This is a genomic window from Pseudodonghicola xiamenensis DSM 18339 (genome assembly GCF_000429365.1).
GTDB lineage: Bacteria > Pseudomonadota > Alphaproteobacteria > Rhodobacterales > Rhodobacteraceae > Pseudodonghicola > Pseudodonghicola xiamenensis.
Genome location: NZ_AUBS01000009.1, coordinates 106047 through 127211, shown reverse-complemented (window position 1 = coordinate 127211; position 21165 = coordinate 106047). Strand labels below are relative to the sequence as shown.

General features: G+C 64.5%; 14 protein-coding genes. 8 read left to right on the top strand and 6 right to left on the bottom strand.

Annotated elements, in window-relative coordinates; translation table 11 throughout:
• Window positions 1–357 (bottom strand): hypothetical protein (locus tag G455_RS26805; protein ID WP_205620469.1); only part of this gene is annotated, 357 nt, incomplete at its 3' end.
• Between the two features lie 96 nt (window positions 358–453).
• Between G455_RS26805 and G455_RS26800 the strand changes: the two genes are divergently transcribed.
• Window positions 454–774: a hypothetical protein gene (locus G455_RS26800; RefSeq protein ID WP_189658340.1), complete on the top strand. Its 321-nt coding sequence runs from the start codon at window positions 454–456 to the stop codon at window positions 772–774.
• A gap of 867 nt (window positions 775–1641) precedes the next feature.
• On the opposite strand, the gene G455_RS0111675 is transcribed toward G455_RS26800, so the two are convergent.
• Both G455_RS0111675 and G455_RS0111670 read right to left on the bottom strand, forming a co-directional pair.
• Window positions 1642–3237 carry an ABC transporter substrate-binding protein gene (locus tag G455_RS0111675; RefSeq protein ID WP_028093879.1) on the bottom strand — a complete coding sequence of 532 codons (1596 nt, stop codon included), beginning with the start codon at window positions 3235–3237 and terminating at the stop codon, window positions 1642–1644.
• Between the two features lie 271 nt (window positions 3238–3508).
• Window positions 3509–5827 (bottom strand): molybdopterin-dependent oxidoreductase, encoded by a 2319-nt coding sequence (locus tag G455_RS0111670; RefSeq protein WP_028093878.1) that lies wholly within the window; start codon window positions 5825–5827, stop codon window positions 3509–3511.
• A 264-nt stretch (window positions 5828–6091) separates the two neighbouring features.
• Between G455_RS0111670 and G455_RS0111665 the strand changes: the two genes are divergently transcribed.
• Genes G455_RS0111665 through G455_RS0111645 form a run of 5 tightly spaced genes read left to right on the top strand, consistent with a single transcriptional unit; the run spans window position 6092 to window position 10367 of the window.
• Window positions 6092–7102: an ABC transporter permease gene (locus G455_RS0111665; protein ID WP_028093877.1), complete on the top strand. Its 1011-nt coding sequence runs from the start codon at window positions 6092–6094 to the stop codon at window positions 7100–7102.
• Window positions 7102–7974: an ABC transporter permease gene (locus G455_RS0111660; protein ID WP_205620468.1), complete on the top strand. Its 873-nt coding sequence runs from the start codon at window positions 7102–7104 to the stop codon at window positions 7972–7974. Before G455_RS0111665 ends, G455_RS0111660 begins: the two co-directional genes overlap by 1 nt.
• Window positions 7971–8942, top strand: a complete 972-nt coding sequence (locus G455_RS0111655; protein WP_028093875.1) for an ABC transporter ATP-binding protein — start codon at window positions 7971–7973, stop codon at window positions 8940–8942. The genes G455_RS0111660 and G455_RS0111655 overlap by 4 nt, the downstream gene beginning before the upstream one ends.
• On the top strand, window positions 8939–9949 hold the full coding sequence (locus tag G455_RS23900; RefSeq protein ID WP_084437058.1) for an oligopeptide/dipeptide ABC transporter ATP-binding protein: 1011 nt from the start codon (window positions 8939–8941) through the stop codon (window positions 9947–9949). Before G455_RS0111655 ends, G455_RS23900 begins: the two co-directional genes overlap by 4 nt.
• A gap of 16 nt (window positions 9950–9965) precedes the next feature.
• The gene (locus tag G455_RS0111645) at window positions 9966–10367 is read left to right on the top strand and encodes a rhodanese-like domain-containing protein (protein WP_028093874.1); all 402 of its coding nucleotides are present in this window, start codon (window positions 9966–9968) and stop codon (window positions 10365–10367) included.
• Window positions 10368–10416: 49 nt separating this feature from the next.
• Here the strand turns inward: G455_RS0111645 and G455_RS0111640 are convergent, their stop codons facing one another.
• The 3 genes from G455_RS0111640 to G455_RS23895 all read right to left on the bottom strand — a co-directional run bounded on the left by G455_RS0111640 (window position 10417) and on the right by G455_RS23895 (window position 14675).
• Entirely contained in the window at window positions 10417–11577 is a 1161-nt protein-coding gene (locus G455_RS0111640; protein WP_028093873.1) for a DSD1 family PLP-dependent enzyme, read from the bottom strand.
• Window positions 11578–12159: 582 nt separating this feature from the next.
• Window positions 12160–13086 carry a 3-hydroxyacyl-CoA dehydrogenase NAD-binding domain-containing protein gene (locus tag G455_RS0111635; protein ID WP_028093872.1) on the bottom strand — a complete coding sequence of 309 codons (927 nt, stop codon included), beginning with the start codon at window positions 13084–13086 and terminating at the stop codon, window positions 12160–12162.
• Window positions 13087–13220: 134 nt separating this feature from the next.
• Window positions 13221–14675: an NAD(P)-binding domain-containing protein gene (locus G455_RS23895; RefSeq protein ID WP_161629390.1), complete on the bottom strand. Its 1455-nt coding sequence runs from the start codon at window positions 14673–14675 to the stop codon at window positions 13221–13223.
• A 581-nt stretch (window positions 14676–15256) separates the two neighbouring features.
• On the opposite strand from G455_RS23895, the gene G455_RS0111625 reads away from it, so the two are divergent.
• On the top strand, window positions 15257–18694 hold the full coding sequence (locus G455_RS0111625; protein ID WP_028093871.1) for a transglutaminase family protein: 3438 nt from the start codon (window positions 15257–15259) through the stop codon (window positions 18692–18694).
• 30 nt (window positions 18695–18724) lie between these two features.
• Window positions 18725–21163 (top strand): circularly permuted type 2 ATP-grasp protein, encoded by a 2439-nt coding sequence (locus tag G455_RS0111620; protein ID WP_028093870.1) that lies wholly within the window; start codon window positions 18725–18727, stop codon window positions 21161–21163.
• Window positions 21164–21165 lie beyond the last annotated feature (2 nt).

Sequence of the window (21165 nt, the reverse complement as noted above, 5' to 3'; positions counted from 1 at the left end):
TGCGCCCTGCGCTTCCTGCCGCGGTCCCATCATTGCCATGCACTCCACTTGCCTCGCGGCAAGTGAATCAGCGCGCCGCCCGCCAGACAACCAGACTTTTTCAACGGAATAAGCCCTTTGCGTACTGTCGGGATCAGCTTCAGGATGCGCGGGGATCAGGGTGGTCAGGTTACTGAAGTGACAGAGCTCAGAGCGCGCGCTGGCGCGGCATTTCATAGGGTTTACAGGCAGCGCAGAGGTCTTCTTTGCCTGATCCTTGCATTCTCTTTGACGCCATTCCTTGCATTCATAATTGCTGTGGGCATATCGCGCTTCGGTTTGCTTGCCGAGAATATAATACCCAATGAGACCTGGCACGAAATCTCCAGGCGTCTTGCCGGCGTTTTCGCGTTAGTGCTTACCGCGATCTGGTTTCTTCCGGTTGCATTGCAAAAGCCACATGATATTGGATTCATGTCATATTTTGCACTGGCATGCAGTTCGGCGCTAAGTATCATTCTGGCGTATGGTTTTTGGTTTTTTATCCTTGTCAGCCCCGTGCCAAAGTTCACGGCGATATGGGGCGCCCCTGCAGCCAGGGCTGCAACCGTTGAGGGATTCACCAGCTATACTCGCAAAGGCACACCGCATATCGTGATCCAAACCAGCGCAACTGATGTGGATTTTTATCAAAACGAGCTCATTGGGAGAACGCTTCCCGAGATTGGTGATGTCATCACGTTCTCTGGAAAGGAAACCATGTTTGGCTTCGCGTTTGATTATGAGCTTCCTTGAGGCATCTCAACGACCGCTTAGTCCGCTGAGCGATCGCGCCAAGCCCTTCGCGTGAAGGTCCGCTTCGCCGGAAGGGCACCTCAAGGGGAGCGGCAAGCTTGAGCTGCGGTTGGTCGTCCGCTGCAGCTGACACCACTGTCGGCTACGGGCTGGAGTGTCGAAGCCTTGCCCGGGGCTGTTGTATATAGACCCAGTGAAATCCTGCTCACGCTAGAATGGAGAACGTGGCGTTGAGTATGACAACGGGCGACAGCATCAAACGGTGGACGGCAAAGCCGAAGCCGGCCACTCGTCGGACCAACGGCCGATGGGCCATAGTGTCGCACAGCTAACGAAGTTTCAGGCATTAGTTATAAAAATCAAAGTGATACATGCTCTCCATGTGATCCCAACGCCTCCTTCAAGCCCGGCTTGGCTTGTTGTCGCTGCGTGCTGAGATTAAGCGTGCCGCAGCTCCTTCGGCTGTGTCACCCCCGCCTCAAGTTGGTCACCGAAATATGGCCGAAGCCCGGGGATTGGCATACCGACGCGCACCGCAAACTGAAAGAAACAAGGAAGCGGCAAATGATTTGGGTCCCGATTTGCTTAGGTGTCTTCAAGGTCTCCGTTCTTGGCGCAGCTATCTTCCTGTCGCTCAAGTCGCACCGGGACGGAGAGCGCGAGCAGCAAAAGGAAAGAGAAGAGCGCCCGGGGGAAGGCACAACAGGTCCAGAGGCAGTAATATTGCCGGAATGATCGTTTACCCGGATTGAAATTCCTGGTGTTTCAAGATTTTCCTGGCCGCGAAATCTATGAAGGCGCGATCCGCCGAATACTCCCCCCAAAGGGCGGCCCGAAGACCGCCGCTTCCCCGTTTCCGCCTCGCGCTCAGCCGCGATAGAGCGTTTTCATCTCCAGTTGCCGATGGAACGCATAGGCATAGCCTTCGATATCCTTCTGCATCCCCACTTCCAGCGCCGGGTTCCACAGGATGATGATCGGGACATCCTCCTTGACCATCTCGATCATGGATTTCACCTGCTCCTGATACGCCCCCTTGTCGGCCTCGTAACGGGAGGCTTTGACCAGCGCGTCGAATGTGTCGTTCTGATAGGATCCGAAATTCCAGCGCGATTGTCCGGTATAGAACACCCGGAAGAAATAATCCGGATCCGCCAGATAGGAGATCGAGCTTTCGAAATAGAAGGGCACCTTCTTCTCCTGCAGCAGGGTGCCAAGCTGGCCCGCGGGAACCTTCACGATCTCAACCTCGATACCGATCTTGGCCAATGCCTCCTGCAACAGCAGCGCCACCGGCTCGGCGATGGTGGCCAGTGAGAGTTCATAGGAAAACGTGGTCTTGAACCCTTCCGGATAGCCCGCCTCGGCCAGCAGCGTCCGGGCCTTGTCCAGATCGGTGTCATAACCGCTCTGTTGCGGATAGGCGATGCTGTCGGGGCGGCCCGGCCTGCCGCCATGCAGCGGCTTGCCCCGACCAAACAACGCGGTGTTGAACATGTCCTCATAGGGCAGCGCGAAGGCGATGGCCTGCCGCACCAGCCGATTGTCGAAAGGCGCCATCTGGCTGTTCATGGCGATGAAATGAAAGCTCGAGGTCGGAACACCCACGACCTTTATCTGTTCGTTGTCCAGCAGCCGCTGCACGTCCTTCGGCGGCAGGTCCTGAACGATATCCGCATCCCCCCGCAACAGCGAGGCAACCCGGGTTTCCGCCGCCGGCACGGTCTGCCACAGCACCCGCTTGAAGCCGGGCAGCTTGCCGCTCTTCCAATCGTCGTTACGTTCGAACAGCATGCGTTCGCCAGCTTCGGCCTGGGCAACCCGGAACGCCCCGCCCCCGGCCGGGTTGGTTCTGAGCCATTCCATCGCAAAGGGGTCCTCGGCGGTGGCATGTTGCTTGGCCAGATTGGAATTGACGATGATCGGATAGGTCAGCGCCAGGTTCGGCAGGGCGAAACGATCGGGCTGCGGCAGGTCGATACGGATCGTCAGATCGTCAACCACGACGAATTGATCGGGCGAGGTCATCGACCCGGTGCGGAACTGCGCCGCCCCGATCGGGCTGGCAACCACCCGGTCCAGAGACCATTTCACATCCTCGGCCGTCACCGGGCTGCCGTCGTGGAACCGGGCGCCCTCCCGCAGCCGGAAGGTGATGGACTTCTGGTCGTCGGCGATCTCGAAGCTTTCGGCAAGCTGCGGCTCGATATCGAAGTAATCGTAATAGCCGACGCCGTCGCCGGCATCCCTATAGCCGAAGGTGACCAGCCGATCGTAGATGTTCCAGGTCACCTGGATCGACTGGCGGGTCACCCCGACAGAGAAGGCATCATAGGAATTCGCGGCCCCCTCGCTCAGAACCCGCAGGCTCTCGGCCCGGCTTTGCGCATGGGCCCAGGAACGGGGCAGCATGATCGCCGCGCCGGTGCCGGCGGCGGCGCTCAGAAACTGGCGGCGTTGCATGATCGTATTTCCTTTCCTTCGCCCGCAGGACTGCAGGCTCGTGTCTCGCGCCTCACGTCTGGCGCCCACCCTTGTTCGCTCCCCCCGGAGCCCGAGCTGGGACAACCGGCCAAGCCTCGCGCCCGCGGGACCCCGGCGAACTGCTTGGCTTCGATTTTATGACGATTTGCGCGACCTCACTAGTCCCCGGTAATGACATCCATATTCGGCCCGACCGCGATCCCCGCAGGCAGGCATGGATGCAACCGCATGCCCCCCGTTGCCTCTCGGATCAACGGCGGGGCGAGTACATCGGCGGCGGATCGAAGGCCGTCACCGGTTTCTGTGGCGAGGTCACCGCTTCGGCCCGCACCAGCGCGCTGTGGGCGATGGGCCCCTGGGCAAGCTGCGAGGTGCCGGCGTCACGTGTCAGAACATTGGGATTGCCATGCAGATCGAGCGCGCCGATGCGCCCCGGCTCCTCGGGGTTGAACCAGGCACCAGTGGCAAGCTGGACCACCCCCGGCGCCACATCCTCCGAGATCACCGCCCCGACCAGGCAGGCACCGCGATCGTTGAACAGCCGCACCAGCGCGCCCTCGGCAATGCTGCGCGCGGCAGCGTCGGCGGGATTGAAGGCCGCAGGCTCCCGCCCGTCGATCTTGCTGGCCCGGCTGACGGCACCATTGTCCATCTGCCCATGCAGCCGCGTCACCGGCTGGTTCGAGATCAGGTGCAGGCTGTCCCGCTCCCCTCCCTCCGTCCCCAGCCATTCCTCGGGCGCGAACCAAACCGGATGGCCCGGGCAATCGTCATAGTCGAAGCCGGCGACGGTTTCGGAAAAGATCTCGATCCTGCCGGAGGGGGTGTTCAGCGGGTTCGCCTCAGGATCGGCGCGAAAGGCATGGAACAGCGGCTTGCCCTCCCGATCAGAGGTGAAACGCGCGATGCCCTCGGCCCAGAAGCCATCGAAATCGGGCAGCGCAATACCCTTGGCAGCGGCTCGCTCTTGCGCCCCCTCATACAGGTGACGGACCCAGCCCATTTCATCGCGGCCTTCGGTAAAGGCCTGTTCCAGCCCCAGATGGCGGGCGATGTCAGACAGGATATCGTAATCGCTCCTCACCTGGCCGAAGGGCTCCGCCAGCCGCTTCATCGCGATCAGCAGCGGTTCGCCCTTGGCGATGCCCAGGTCGTTGCGTTCCAGCGTGGTGCTGCAAGGCAGCACGATATCGGCATGGCGCGCGGTAGCGGTCCACCAGGCATCCTGCACGATCACCGTCTCGGGCCGGCGCCAGGCGGCGATCAGCTTGTTCAGATCCTGCTGGTGATGGAAAGGGTTGCCTCCCGCCCACCAGACCATGCGGATGTCCGGATAGCTCAGCGCCCGGCCGTCATAGCTGAAGGGCGCGCCGGGGTTCAGCAGCATGTCTGCCAGCCGCGCCACCGGGATGAAGCTGTCGATGGGATTGCGGAATTGTGGCAACGCCGGCCAGCCCACCGCCGGATCGGTATTGCCGACCCGATTGGAACAGCCGTAGCCGAATCCGAAGCCGCCACCCGGCAGCCCGATCTGCCCCAGCATCGCCGCCAATGTCACCGCCATCCAGATCGGCTGTTCGCCATGATCGGCCCGCTGCAGCGCCCAGGCGACCGAGATCATCGTCCGCCCCTGCGCCATCCGCCGGGCCAACGCGCGAATTTCCCCCGCCGCCACCCCGCAGAGGGGCGCAGCCCAATCGGGGTCTTTCGGCTGTCCGTCCACCGTTCCCATCAGATAGGCGCGAAAACGGTCGAAGCCGGTGGTGTAGCGATCGAGGAAACCGTGATCCGCCAGCCCCTCGACCTCGAGCACATGAGCAAGGGCCAGCATCAGCGCGGTATCGCCGCCCGGGCGCACCGGCAGCCATTCGGCCCCGACGCTGGCCGAAATGTCGGACCGCAGCGGGCTGATGTTGACGAACTCGGTGCCGGCATCGCGACAACGCTCCAACCAGGTGCCGACCTCGTGCCGGGCGACGCCGCCGGCACTGACCTGGGTGTTCTTCTCAGGGATGCCACCGAAGGCGACGAAAAGATCGCAGGCCCCGCAGATCAGCGACCAGGGCGTGTGGTTCTCTCCCATTCCGTCGGTCGAGCCGATGACATGTGGCAACATCACCTCGGCCGCCGCGTGGCTATGGGTGTTGACCGACCGGGTATAGCCCCCCGCGAGGTTCAGAAAGCGGTGGAGCTGACTTTGCGCATGGTGAAACCGCCCGGCGCTGGCCCAGCCATAGGAGCCACCGAAGATGGCACTGTTACCGTGATCCTGGCGGATGCGCTCGACCTCAGCCGCCACAAGCCTCGTGGCGGCGTCCCAGTCGACCGGCACGAAGGGCTCCGCCCCCCGCCCCGCGCGCGAGGCCGGGCCGTTTTCCAGATAGCCCGCCCGCACCATCGGTTGGCCGATCCGGGCGCTGTCGGTCCGCGCCCCCAGCATCGACTGCCCCAGCGCCGAGGGCAGCGGATCGTCGCCCATCCCCGCCAGCGCCGTCACTTCGCCGTCGGCCCGCCTTTCGACGCGGTATGTCCCCCAATGGGCAAGCGTGAAGCTCTGGTCTGTCGGCATCGGGAACTCCGGGTCTCAGCTCAGGGAAAGGCCCCTCGGACAGAGGGGCGCATCCCCTTCTCTCGCACAATCGGGGCAATCCATGCTATCGCCAGTTTGCAGGAAATCGCAAACAAGGCCTCGCCGCACCCCCATGCGCCGGGAAACCGGCACCCGGACTTGCCCGCAACGATCATCTGATCTTTCTTCCGTGAGAACCAGAGGGTAAGGCACGGCCATGATCTGCCCCCGCTTTGCCTGTACCGACCCAGGGGAGACACGCATATGAGCAGGATCGTCTGGCGTATCCTCAGCACGGTCCCCACCCTCGCAGGGGTGCTGATCGCCACCTTCCTGATCACCCGGGTGCTGCCGGGCGATCCGGCGGTATTCTTCGCCTCGAACCCGGCGATGTCGCCCGAGGATATCGAACGGGTCCGCGCGGCTCTCGGGCTCGACAAATCGCTGATCGACCAGTTCTGGATCTATCTCGGCGCGCTCCGGCACGGCGATCTGGGGCTGTCGATCTCGACCGGCCAGCCGGTCGCGACCGAGATGCTGACCCGCCTGCCCGCCTCGGCCGAGCTGACGGTCTTTGCCTTCCTTCTGGCGATCGCCGTGTCGATCCCGCTGGGAGTGGCGGCGGCGCTGAAGCCGGACTCCTGGGTCGACCAGCTTTGCCGGATCATCGCGACGATGGGGGTGTCAGTGCCCACCTTCGTCACCGGGCTGCTGCTGATCTATCTGTTCTATTACATCCTGGGTGTCGCGCCGGAACCCACCGGGCGGCTCGACCCCTTCATGTTCAAACCGCCCACTGTCACCGGCTTTCTGCTGATCGACGGGCCGCTGGCGGGCGATTGGGCGACCACCTGGGCCGCCTTCAAGCAAATCCTGCTGCCGGGCCTCACCATGGCGATCTTCGCCCTTGCACCGCTGGCGCGGATGACGCGGGCCTCGATGCTGAACGTGCTGTCCAGCGAATTCATCCGCACCGCCCGGGCCAACGGGCTGAGCCGGCGCAAGATCGTGATGACCTATGCCTTTCGCAACGCCATGCTGCCGGTTGTGACCTCGCTGGGGATGACGTTTTCCTACATGCTGGGGGCCAATGTGCTGGTGGAAAAGGTCTTTGCCTGGCCCGGCATCGGCGCCTATGCGATGAACAGCCTGATCTCGCTCGATTACGCGCCGCTGCAGGCCTTCATGCTGATCATGGCCGGCATCTTCCTGGCCGTGAACCTTGTCACTGACCTGCTGGCCGGGCTGGTCGATCCGCGCGCGGGGCTGAACTGATGGCGATGCCCTATTCCCCCTTCCGGCTGCGCGACCGGCTGTCCATGCTAGGCTATGTCCTGTCCGGGAACCGGCTGCATCAGATCGCCTTTGGTCTCTTCGTCCTGCTGATTCTTGCCGCGCTCTTCGCGCCATTGCTGGTGCCGCATGACCCGCTGGCCACCCATCCGCAGGACGCGCTGACGCCGCCCTCGGCCACCTATTGGTTCGGCACCGATCAGTTGGGCCGCGATGTGTTTTCCCGCGTGCTGGTGGCCACTCGGCTCGACATGCTAATCGCCTTCGGCGCGGTGGGGCTGTCCTGCGTGGCCGGGTCGCTGATCGGCGTGGTCCTGGGTTATTTCGGCGGTCTCGTCGACACCGTGACCAGCCGCTTCGTCGATGTGCTGATGGCCTTCCCGCTGTTCGTGCTGGCGATGGCGATGGTCGCCGCATTGGGCAATTCGGTGATGAACGTGATCTATGCCACCGCCATCATCAACCTGCCGTTCTACATTCGTCTGGCCCGGGCCGAGGTCAGCGTGCGCCGCCATCTGGGCTATGTCGAGGCCGCCCGCGTCGGTGGATCGGGGCACGCCCGCATCCTGCTGGTCTTCCTGCTGCCGAACATCCTGTCGCCGCTGGTGGTCCAGGCCTCGGTCAACCTCGGCTGGGCGGTGCTGAACGCGGCCGGTCTGTCGTTCCTCGGCATGGGGGTGCGCCCGCCGACGCCCGAATGGGGGATCCTGGTGGCCGAGGGCGCCCGCTTCATCACCTCGGGGCAATGGTGGGTCTTCCTCTTCCCCAGCCTTGCCCTGATGCTGGCCGTCCTCTGCTTCAACCTTCTGGGCGACGCCCTGCGCGACAGCCTCGACCCGAGGAGCCGGACATGAGTGCCAACCCTCTCCTCTCGGTCCGTGATCTGACATTGGACTTCCGCAGCCGTCACGGCACCGTCCATGTGCTGGAGAATGTCTCTTTCGACATCGCCCCGGGCGAGATCGTCGGCATCGTCGGCGAAAGCGGATCAGGCAAATCGGTCACCGCCTTCGCGATCATGGGGTTCCTCGACAAGGCCGCCCGGGTTCTGTCGGGCGACATCCGCGTCCAGGGGCGCGACGTGATGGCGATGAGCACCCGAGAGCGCGACCTCTGGCGCGGTAAGGAGGCCTCGATCATCTTCCAGACCCCGCGCACCGCGTTGAACCCGATCCGGACGGTCGGCCAGCAGATCGGCGACGTGATCGCCCGCCATACCCCAGCCTCACCGACGGAGGTGCAGGAAAAGGTTCTGCAGGCGATGCGCCAGGTCCGCATCCCCGATCCGGAAAGGCGGATGGGCGCCTATCCGTTCGAGCTGTCGGGCGGGCTCTGCCAGCGGATCGGCATCGCCGCCGCACTGGCCTGCCACCCGCACCTGCTGATCGCAGACGAGCCCACCACCGGGCTCGATGTCACCACCCAGGCGGAGATCATGGAGCTGATCCGCGATACCGCCCGCGCCAAAGACCTTGCCACTTTGCTGATCACCCACGACCTGGCGCTCGCCTCGGAATATTGCGACCGCATCGTGGTGATGCACGCGGGCCATGTGGTCGAAACCGCCCCTGTGGCAGAGCTCTTCGCCCGCCCGCGCCATCCCTATACCGCCGGCCTTCTGGGCAGCGTGCCTTCGCTGGTCGACAGTATCCAGGATCTGCGCGCCATCCCCGGATCGTTGCCCGATCTACGGCGCGCCGATCTGCCGCCCTGCCGCTTTGCCGACCGTTGCCCGCGCCATCATGCCGATTGCGACATCCCCGGCCTGCGGTTGGAGGGCATCGCCCCCAACCATCTTGTCGCCTGCAGGGTGCCGCTGTGAGCCTGCCCCCGATCCTCTCCGCCGAACATCTGAGCAAGCATTTCGCGCAAAGCCGCCGACGCCGGCTTCCCGGGCGTGCGCCCGCGCGGTTGCATGCGGTCGACGACGTGACCCTCGCCATCCACCCGGGCGAGGCGCTGGGGCTGGTGGGTGAATCCGGCTGTGGCAAATCCACCCTGGCGCGGCTGCTTTGCCGGCTGCTCGATCCCAGCGCGGGGCAAATATACGTCGCTGGCAGGGAGGTGACGACCATGTCCACCGCGGCCTTCACGAGATCGCCGATGCGCAGCGACATCCAGATGGTGTTCCAGGACCCGACCGACAGCCTCAACCCGCGGTTCAACAGCTTCGACCTGATCGCCGATCCGCTGCGGCAATTGAAACCACCCCACTCCCGCGCCGAGCTGATCGCCAAGGTCGAGGCTGCGGCCAGGTCGGTCAACCTGCCGCTGGACCTGCTGAGCAGGTTTCCGCATCAGCTCTCCGGCGGGGAGAAGGCGCGTGTCGGCATCGCGCGCGCCATGGTGGTCACCCCCCGGCTTCTGATACTGGACGAACCGACCTCGGCGCTCGACGTATCGGTGCAGGCGACGGTGCTGCAACTGTTGGACAAGATCCGCCGGGATCGGGGCGTGGCGTTGTTGTTCGTCAGCCACGATCTGAACGTGGTGCGTCTGCTGTGCAGTCGAATCATGGTGATGTATCTGGGCCAGATCGTGGAAAGCGGCCCGACAGATGCGCTGTTCCGCGACCCGGCGCACCCCTATACCCGGGCCCTGCTGTCAGCGATCCCGACCCTGCGCGGCAGGGCCGGCGGCCAGCGGATCAGGCTGGACGGAGAACCACAAAGCCCGATCGCCCCCGACGGCAGCCGCTGCCGACTTTATGGACGTTGCCCGGCACAGCAGGCATTCTGCGCCCAGGCCGAGCCCGCATTGACCGGGCAACCCGGCGGCCGGCAGGTACGGTGCCATTTCGCCGGCTCCGCCGTCCCCGGGCAGCGATAACAAAGGGAGGACGCAAATGGTCAAACTGACAACCCCAGTCAGCGAAATGGTGAAGAACGCCCGCGCCCGGATCGAGGAGATCGAGACCAGGGAACTGATCGCCATGCTCGACGACCCCAATGTGGTGGTCGTCGATCTGCGCGACGTGCGCGAACGGCAACGTTCGGGCTTCATCCCCGGCAGCGTCCACTGCCCGCGCGGCATGGTCGAATTCTGGATCGACCCCGACAGCCCCTATTTTAAACCGATCTTCGGTGAAGACAGAAAATTCGTATTTCACTGCGCCTCGGGCTGGCGCTCGGCGCTCAGCACGGCGACGCTGAACGACATGGGGTTCGAATGCGCCCATCTGCGCGAAGGCTTCGCGACCTGGGCGGACCAGGGCGGCCCGGTCGATTTTCCCGAGCCTCACAAGTAACCGGACACGACCCGTCGTCACTGGGGCAGATGAGCGCCCCCCGCGTTTGTCAGAGCCCCGGACCGCGCGCGGTGATCCGCCAGAGCGTTGCGACCCGGCCGTCGCGAATGCCCACAAACCAGTCGTGCAGGTTGCAGGTGGGATCGCAATGCCCCGGCACAAGCCGCAGCCTGTCGTTTATCTTGAGTGCATCGTCAGGATCGGCGATCTCGCCATGTTCATCGGAACAGGCGGTATAGGTCACATCGGAGCGCCCGAAGACCACCGGCAGCCCGCTGTCGACCGATTGCGCCTTGAGCCCGGCATCGCAGACCGCCTTGCCGGGTTTGGCGTGGCTCATCACCGATGTCAGCAGGAACAGCGCATTCTCGAAGCCGCCGGCATCGAGCCTGTCCCCCGCAGCATCCAGCACCTTGCCATAATCCGCATCCATGAAGATGTAGGAGCCGCATTGCAGTTCGGTATAGACGCCGGAGGCCGCCTCGAACGGAAAGCTCCCGGTGCCGGCACCGGTGACCGTGGCACACTCCAGCCCCGCCGCCGCCAGCGCCGCGACGGTCTCGCGGGCGATGGCGATGGAGCGTTCCGCCTGCGCCGCCCGGCTGGCGTAATCATAGATATGCTGCAGCGATCCCTGATAGGCCTGAATGCCGCGAAACGACAGCCCCGGCGCCACCGCGATGGCCCGGGCGATCGCCACCGCCTCCGCCGGGGTGGTCACACCGCAGCGCCCGGCGCCACAGTCGATCTCGACCAGGCAGTCGAGCGTGGTGCCGTGGCGCGTCACCGCCGCCGAAAGCTCTGCGACATTATCGATATCGTCGATGCAACAGGTGATCCGGGTGCCAAGCCCCGGCAGCCGCGCCAGACGGTCGATCTTGACCGGATCGCGGATTTCATTGGACAGAAGGATATCGGGGATGCCGGCGCGGGCGAAATGCTCTGCCTCCGATAGTTTCTGGCAGCAGATGCCCACCGCGCCATGGCCGATCTGGTGGCGGGCGATCTCCGGGCATTTGTGGGTCTTGGCATGGGGCCGCAGAGCGATACCGATCGACCTGCAAAAGTCCCGCATCCGGATCAGGTTGCGGTCGAAAGCGTCGAGATCGACGATCAGGCAGGGCGTCTGCACCTCGGCCTCGGCCATGCCGGGACGCGCCGGCAGCAGATAGCCCAATTCATGCAGATCGGTTTCAGTTAGTTCCGGCATCCGGGCGCCCCTTGATCGTTTGGCTGAAACCATAGCCGGCGCGCGCGCTCTCTCAACAGAAAAAGGCCGGCACCGGATGACATCGCGCCCCAGGCATCGCCAATTCAAACCCCGATCAGCCCATAGGCCACCTTGCGGCTGTCGCATCCATGGCTTTGCCGCACCGCCGCCCGCGCATCACCCCAACAAGCCGCTACCAACAAGCGACGCAGAACGGAAAGCCGACACCTAAGGGAGATTGACCGCCTTACCGCCCAACTTTTGGCCGGTTTTCCCGCTGTGCCCTCTGTCCAGTGGTGAGGCTCCGGCAGGAGGATAAAGAGAGACCGGCGGATCGCGGTATTGATCGACGGCGACGACCTGAGCCCGGCCCCCCTGAGCTGTGCCAACCGCCGAAGCCATCTCCCACACTGGCGCGGCATGTCCAACGGACTTCGACCAGAAGACACGCCAGGTGATCGCGCTTCACAGCAAGCAAGGGCGCTGCTATCTGCGCGCCCGCATCCCTTTATGATCTCGCCCCGCGCGGACCGGAGGCGATGGCCCGCTTCCGGCCCGAGGGCTTCGTAGTCAGTTAAGATCTCACTCTTTGTCCGTCAGCTTGCGGATATAGCTCAGCACCAGATCGTCCCGCCGCGCAGCGAGTTCATCCAGTGACTGACCATGAGTTTCCTCACGAACCCCGGCCTCCAGCGTGTCGACCACGGCGGGGGTCAGATCGGGGTGGCCCAGATCGTCCCACCAGGTTTTCAGCGCCGGGCCGAGGTGATCGCAGAAGGCGCGGATGCCGCCCTCGCCGCCGCCCAGATGGAACAGGCAGGAGGGCCCCATCGCCGCCCAGCGCAGCCCAGGCCCATAGGTCACCGCCTTGTCGATATCGCCAACGCTGGCGACCCCCTCGACCGCCAGGTTGATCGCCTCGCGCCATATCGCCGCCTGCAGCCGGTTGGCGATATGGCCCGGCACCTCCTTGTGCAGCCGCACGCAGACCTTGCCGAGGCTTTCGTAAAACCCCTGCGCCACATCCAACACGTCGGAATCCGTGCGATCGTTCGCCAGCATCTCGACCAGCGGGATCAGATGCGGCGGATTGAAGGGATGCGCCAGCACCAGCCGGCCGGGATTTTCGAACCCCTCTTGCAATTCGGACAGCTTCAACCCGGAGGTCGAGGTGCCGATGATCGCCCCCTTGGCCAGCGCCGGTTCAATGGCGCGATAGAGATCATGCTTGATCGCCATTCGCTCGGGCACGCTTTCCTGGATGAAATCGGCACCCGCCACCGCCTCGGCCGGATCGGTGGTGAAGCGCAAGCCACTGGTATCGCCGGCCTGTTCCCAACCCAGCTTGCGCAGGGTCTCGGCCGAGGTCTCGAAGAAATGGGCCACATGCGCCTCAGCGGCGGGCGCCGGGTCATAGATCGCCACCTTGCGACCCGAGGCCGCGAAAAGCGCGGCCCAGCTCATGCCGATGGTGCCGGCCCCCAGAATGGCGGTGTTCTGAAAATCCATGTCCAACTCTCCTTCATCGCGGGGGCTCTGCCCCGTCCTCCGCTCACGGTCTGACCCTGTCGAGGCGGTGGTGCAACCCCTGTTTGTTCCCATATGCCGTATGGTCGCCCCAAGCTGGGCGATACGCCACCCGGTCAGGCGCGGCCGTATTCCTCACCGGTCAAGTCCGGACTGTCATAGGACAACAGCCGCTCTCGGTGACCGGGCCAGTCGCTCAGGAACAGATCGCGGCCAATCGCCCGCACCAGCCGGGGCACTCCATGACGCAGGCTGGCGATTTCCCCCACCGCGCGGCCATGGCTCATGCTGGCACCAAAGTTGAAACAATGGATATCGCCCAGCGCCGGCAAGCTGCCTGGAACGCGCGTCTGAAATTCGAACCCCGCCCCCAGATAGGGATAGGATGCAAGCCCCGGCGCCTCCTGCCCTGCGGGCGGGGAAAACCGGTCGGACCAGAGCGCGATCCGATCCGCCAGCGCCGCCAGCTCGGGCCGGGCGATCAGCTCTGGCCTGTAGCCGGTGCCGGCGATGACGAAATCGAACCGGTCAACTCCCGCGTCGGTCGTCACCACCGCCTCCTCGCCCTCCTGGCGAAGCGATTGCCACCCCTGACCGAAATGAAGGTGGAAATCCTCCTGCCTGGTCGCCCGTCGGACGGTGTTGGCGATGGGACCGGCGGCCCGAGCATAGAAGTGGCGCATCAGCTCCCATTTCCGGGCATCGGGCAGATCGAAATAATGATCCATCACCCCGGCATAGGACATTCCCTTGATAGGGGTGACGCGATTGAGATCGTCATGCCGGCAGAACAGATCAACCCGTGCCGCGCCACGTTCCAGCGCGGTGGCGGCAACGTCGAAGGCGGAAGAGGCCGCCCCCAGAACGCCGATCCTCTTGCCACGCAATGCGGCAAAGTCGATCGCCATATCGGTATGGGCGTAAAGCGACGGGTCAAGCCCGGCGGAGATCGTCTCGGGGATGAACATCCGTCCCGCTCCGCCCATGCCGGTGGCCAGAACGATCTTGCGCGCGACACAGATGTCGGCCCGGCCATCACAGAGCAGCTCCACCTCCAGTCCCGAGGGGCCGGGCCGGATCGCGGTGACTTTGGTATCATTCACGACCTCGATGCCCAGCGTATGCCGATACCAGGCCAGATAGGTCGCCCAATCTGCACGGCTGGCGCGCTCCAGCAGCGCATAGGCCCGCCGGCCATGAACGGTTTCGAACCAGGCCCGAAAACTCAGCGCAGCGATGCCCAGCTCGGGGCCCGGCAGGGTCTTGGTGCTTCTGAGCGTCTGCATCCGCGCCGTCGTCAACCAGACGCCTTCCTGCCCCCGAGGCGCGGCATCGACGATCCGCACCCGGCCGATCCCCGCCCGACGCAGAAGAAAGGCCACCGCCATGCCGCTTTGGCCACCGCCAACCACCAAAACATCGACATCGCTGCCCGGACGCGGCGGCACCCAGTTCGGAGTATCCTCGCCAAGATAGGTGATCTCGTCACGTGCGCGCTGGCTAAGCTCATCAAGAGTGCGGGCAAAAGGGCCCGGGTCAGCCGGGGCCGTTGTGGTCATCAATTCAGTCATTCCCCTATCGCCCCGCCGGTTGCTCGCTCTGGCGCGAGTTTGCCCACGCCGCGCGATTGAGTTCCAGAGTGACACGGGAAAATGGAAAAAATCTCGACGATCTGCAAAAAGGACAGCATCAAATTTACGCAGCGCCACGCAGGCCCGCCCCCGTTCTCCGGCAACGACTGGCTGCCCGAGATCGTCGATCCGCGTAACGGCTTTGCCGGTGCCCCGGCGTCTATCGAACCATGCCCCCGGGCTGCTGCGTGCAGGGGCGGACCCGGTCGGATCGATCAGCCTACGCCCCATTGATGCCGAGGTCCTGGCCTGATCACGACGCCAGCGGAGCCATGCCCGCATGACGGCGTCGCGAACATCCCCAGAGGTCTGCCGACCAGCCGATTTACGCCCCCCCTTTCGGCGTCGTGCAGCAGAGGGATCGACAAACTGCCGAAAAAATACTCAATCGCGATGTTTTTTTACGTCCCTGTGCGGGGTTGGCATTAGCCTGCCTCTAGGAAGCGGTCCCCACTGGTTTCTATTCTCGGGGAAGAGCGGGGCGAAACCCACCCGCCGGCGCAGGGACAGAACGAGGCATCATGGCGATTTACGCATCCATCCACCACGTCACCCATTACACATACGACCGTCCGGTGACGCTGGGCCCGCAGATCATCCGCCTGCGCCCGGCGCCGCATTCGCGCACTCGGGTGATCTCTCATTCGTTGAAGGTCACGCCGGCCGATCACTTCGTCAATCACCAGCAAGACCCTTATGGCAACTGGCAGGCCCGCTTCGTCTTTCCCGAGCCGGTGACCGAATTCAGGATCGAGGTCGATCTGGTCGCCGACATGACCGTCTATAACCCTTTCGACTTCTTCGTCGAGGAAAGCGCGGAATACTGGCCTTTCGACTATCCGGATGATCTGAAGGACGATCTGGTGATCTATCGCACGCCCGAGCCCGAAGGCCCGTTGCTGGCGCAATTCATCGGCTCGATCGACTTCAAGAAGATGCGGACGGTGGATTTCCTGGTGGCGCTGAACGCCCGGATCGCCAATCACGTCAACTACACCATCCGGATGGAGCCCGGGGTGCAGACCCCGGACGAGACGCTTGAGAAACAATCGGGGTCCTGCCGCGATTCAAGCTGGCTGCTGGTGCAGGTGCTGCGACACCTGGGCTTTGCCGCGCGCTTCGTCTCGGGCTATCTGATCCAGCTGAAACCGGATGTTCAGGCGCTCGACGGTCCGTCCGGCACCGATCACGATTTCACCGATCTGCACGCCTGGTGCGAGGTCTTCATTCCCGGTGCCGGCTGGATCGGGCTGGATCCGACCTCAGGCCTCTTGACCGGGGAAAGCCATATCCCACTGGCCGCAACGCCGCATTACCGCAACGCCGCGCCCATCGCCGGCGGGTTTTCGGCAGTCGGCACCCCCGAAGTGAGCTTCGATTTCGACATGCAGGTGGTGCGCGTGGCGGAACATCCGCGCATCACCAAACCGTTTTCCGATGACGCCTGGGAGCGGCTGAATGCGCTCGGCCAAAAGGTCGATGCTGCGCTGATCGCCGGCGATGTGCGCCTGACCATGGGGGGCGAGCCAACCTTCGTGTCGATCGACGATTTCGAAAGCGACGAGTGGAACACCGCCGCAGTGGGGCCGCAGAAACGCGGGCTGGCGGATGAGCTGATCCGCCGGCTGCGTGACCGTTTCGCCCCTGGTGGGTTCCTGCATTACGGTCAGGGCAAATGGTATCCCGGCGAAAGCCTGCCGCGCTGGACCTTCTCGCTGTATTGGCGGCGCGACGGCAAGCCGGTGTGGAAGAACCCCGACCTGATCGCCCGGGAGAACCTGCCGGCGCCGGCCACCGCCGAGGATGCCGGGGCCTTCATGACGAAATTCGCCGAAAACCTCGGCGTCGATCCAGACTGTGCCCAGCCGGCCTACGAAGATCCGGGCGAATGGATCCTGAAGGAGGCGATGCTGCCGCCGAATGTGGCGCCCGAGAACTCCAAGCTGAAGAACCCGGAGGATCGCGCGCGTTTCGCCCGGGTGTTCGAACGAGGTCTGACGGAACCGGCAGGCTATATCCTGCCGATTCAGGCCTGGCAGTCGCGCGCCTCGGGCCGACGTTGGCAGTCTGAACTCTGGCGTGGCCGGCGCGGGCATCTGTTCCTGATCCCCGGCGACAGCCCAGTGGGTTTCCGTTTGCCACTGGGATCTCTGCCCTATGTGGCGCCCTCGGCCTATCCCTATTCCTATCCCACCGATCCCACGGTGGAGCGCGCGCCCTTGCCGGATTTCCACGTCGCGATGGACGAACGGCGCAGACGCATTCAGGCGGAGATCGACCGGCTTGCCGCCGAGGAGGCGGCCCGCGCCGCGCGCGAGGCCACCGAACAGGCCGAACTGATGCCCGATGTCAGCGCGGGCCACCTCCAGCCGGTGTCCGAGGCGCAATCCGAGACGGCTGAGCGGCAGCAGATCATGGCGCAGGGCATCGACCCCGCCGGCGGCGCCGTGCGCACCGCCATCGCGATCGAACCCCGCGACGGCCGGCTTTGCCTGTTCATGCCACCCTGCGAGACCCTGGAGGATTACCTCGACCTGCTCGCCACGGCCGAAGAGACGGCGGCGGATCTGCAATTGCCGATCCATATCGAAGGCTACGCCCCGCCGCATGATCCGCGATTGAACGTGATCCGCGTCGCCCCCGATCCGGGTGTGATCGAGGTGAACATCCACCCCGCCTATAGCTGGGAGGATTGTGTCGCCACCACCGAGGCGATCTATGAAGAGGCGCGGCTCTCCCGTCTTGGTGCCGACAAGTTCATGATCGACGGCCGTCATACCGGCACCGGCGGCGGCAACCATGTGGTGGTGGGCGGCGAGACGCCGAATGACAGCCCGTTCCTGCGCCGCCCCGATCTGCTGAAATCGCTGATCCTGACATGGCAGCGCCATCCGTCTCTGTCCTATCTCTTCTCCGGTCTCTTCATCGGCCCGACATCCCAGGCGCCGCGGATCGACGAGGCGCGCCACGATAGCCTTTACGAGCTGGAAATCGCACTGAGCCAGATCAGCCCGGATATGCAGACCCCACCCTGGCTGACCGACCGGCTGCTGAGAAACATTCTGATCGACGTCACCGGCAACACCCACCGGGCCGAGATCTGTATCGACAAGCTCTATTCCCCCGACGGGCCCACCGGTCGGCTGGGGCTGGTGGAGTTCCGCGGCTTCGAGATGCCGCCCGAACCGCGCATGTCGCTGGCCCAGCAGTTGCTGCTGCGCGCCATCATTGCGCGCTGCTGGGCCGCTCCGGTCGAAGGCCGCCCGGTGCGTTGGGGTACGGTTCTGCACGATCGGTTCATGCTGCCGCATTTCATCTGGGAAGACTTCATGTCGGTGCTCTCCGATCTGAAACACCACGGGTTCGAGATGGACCCGGAATGGTTCGTGGCGCAATCCGAATTCCGTTTCCCCTTCTGCGGCCAGATCGAGGTCGAGGGCACGCATCTGGAGCTGCGCCAGGCCTTGGAACCCTGGCACGTGCTGGGCGAGACCGGCGCCATCGGCGGCACCGTGCGCTATACCGACAGCTCGGTCGAACGACTGCAGGTCAAGCTGACCTCGCTGCATCAGGATCGCTATCGCGTCATGTGCAACCGTCGTCCGGTGCCGCTGGCCCGCACGCAGGACGCCGGCACATCGGTCGCCGGCGTCCGGTTCAAGGCCTGGCAGCCGCCCGAGGCGCTGCATCCGACCTTGCCGATCAACGCGCCCTTAACTTTTGACATTTACGACGATTGGACCGGTCGGGCGATCGCCGGCTGCACCTATCACGTCGCCCATCCGGGCGGGCGCAGCTATGACACCTTCCCGGTCAATGGCAACGAAGCCGAGGCGCGGCGGCTGGCGCGGTTCGAACCCTTCGGGCATAGTGCGGGCAATTACGTGCCGGCGCCTGAGGTGCCGCACCCGGAATTTCCCTTGACGCTGGACCTGCGAAGGCCCATCGGACTGCCTTGATTTTCTGAATGGGACCACTGAGAGATCATCATGCCCCCTGGTGCCCAGCAAGACATCTTCGCGCCGGATTTTTTCGCCGATTACCGGCAGCATCCCGGTGTAGCCGACGAGTTGTTCGACGAGAACGGCAAGATGCGACCGGTCTGGCGCCGTTTCGTGGATCGCTTCGCACGGCTCAGCCCCGAGGAGGTGCGCACGCGGTTCGAGAAAGGCAACCAGTATCTGCGCGATGCCGGCGTCTTCTTTCGCCAGTATTCCACCGACCCCCTGGTGGAGCGAGACTGGCCGCTGAGCCATATCCCGGTGATCCTGCACGAAGACGAGTGGACCCAGATCTGCGCGGGGCTGACGCAGCGCGCCGATCTGCTCGAACTGGTGATGGCCGATCTCTATGGCCCCGCGCAGCTTGTTGCCGACAATCATCTGCCGGCGGAACTGGTGGCGCGGTCGCCGCATTGGCTGCGCCCGATGGTGGGCGTACCTCCGCGCGGCGGGCATTATCTGCATTTCCTCGCCTTCGAGATCGGCCGGTCGCCTGACGGGTCGTGGTTCGTGCTGGGCGACCGGACCCAAGCGCCCTCGGGCGCGGGCTTTGCCTTGGAAAACCGGATGGCGACCGGACGGATTTTTCCCGAACGCTTCCCGCGCGCCTATATCCACAAGCTCGCCGGCTTCTTCAGCAGTTTCCGCGACGCGATGGAGACGCTGGCCTCGCCCCGGTTCGAAACGCCGCGCACCGGCGGCATCCTGACGCCGGGGCCTTCGAACGATACCTATTACGAACATACCTATATCGCCCGCTATCTCGGCATGATGCTGCTTGAGGGTGAGGATCTGCTGGTCGAGAACGGTGAAGCGATGGTGCGCACCATCGAGGGGCCGAAACCCCTGGGCATGCTCTGGCGCCGAATCGACGCCAGCTTTGCCGACCCGTTGGAGTTCGATCACAGTTCTCACATCGGCACGCCGGGGCTGATGGAAGCGGTGCGTGCCGGTAATCTCGCCATGGCGAACGCGCTGGGGTCAGGCATCTTGGAAATGCGGGCGATGATGGCCTTCCTGCCGCGGATATCCGAGGTGCTGATGGGCCAGCCGCTCAAGCTGCCCAATATTGCCACCTGGTGGTGCGGCGGCGCCCCCGAACGCACCTGGGTGCGCGACAATGCCCAGAACATGTTGATCGGTCCGGCGGATTCGGTCGACCTGCCGTTCGATCTGGGCGCCACCATAGCGCTCGGCGGTCAGTTCAAGGGCGAGGCAGCCGGGTCGATCGCCGAATGGCTGGAACGCGCCGGCGACCGGCTGGTCGGCCAGGAAGCGGTCACCCTGTCGACCACCCCCGCCTGGGAAGAAGAAATCGAGGCCGACGGCAGCAGTGGCAGCGGCCGGGTAGTGCCCTGCCCGATGACAGTACGCGTCTTCGCCGCCCGGACCGAAACCGGCTGGCAGTTCATGAAGGGCGGCTATGCCCGCATCGGTCGCCCCGAGGATACCACTGCGCTTGCGATGCAGCGCGGCGGCTCGGTCGCCGATGTCTGGGTGGTCTCGGACCGCCCGGTCCACCGCAACGTGCCCAGCCAGCCCGAGGGGCGCGATTACCGCCGGGCCGCCCCCGGTATCCTGCCGGCACGGGCGGCGGATAACCTCTATTGGCTGGGCCGTTATCTGGAACGAACCGAGGATGCCGTCCGGCTGATCCGCGCCTATCACCTGCGCCTGGCCGAGACCGACAACCGCAACGATCCCCGGCTGAAGGCGCTGCGCAGCTACCTCAAGGGTTATGGGTTCGATCTGTCGCAGACCATCCCCGAGGCGCTGATCGGCCGGATCGCCTCGGCCCGGGCCTGCGCCGGCAAGGTGCGCGACCGGTTTTCCACCGATGGCTGGGCCGCGCTGAACGACCTGCTGAAAACCACCAGCCGGATGACCGGCACCGCACAGCCCGGCGACGACTGCGCCCGCGCCATGTCGGTTCTGGTACGCAAGATCGCCGGCATCACCGGCCTGGTGCATGAAAACATGTACCGGTTTTCCGGCTGGCATTTCCTCAGCCTCGGCCGCGCGCTGGAACGGGCGGATGCCATGGCCTCGCTGCTGGCGGTCTTCACCGCCGAAGAGGCGCCGCAGGGCTCGCTCGACCTGGCGGTCGAGGTGGGCGACAGTGTGATCACCCATCAGCGGCGGTTCCGGGTCGAGACCAACCGCGACACCGTGGTCGATCTGCTGGCGCTCGACGCTGACAATCCGCGGGCGCTGCTGTTCATGATCCGGCGCCTGCGGCAACTGGCCGAGGCGCTGCCCGGAGCCCAGGTGCATGGCCGACCGTCGCACCTGTTGCGCGCGATCCTGCCGCTCGAGGCCGAAATCGCCTGCGCCAACCCGGCCGAGATCACCACCGAACGCCTGTGGCGCCTGCGCGACGAGCTGGCGGTGATTTCCGACCGACTTTCCACCTCTTATCTGCGGTGATC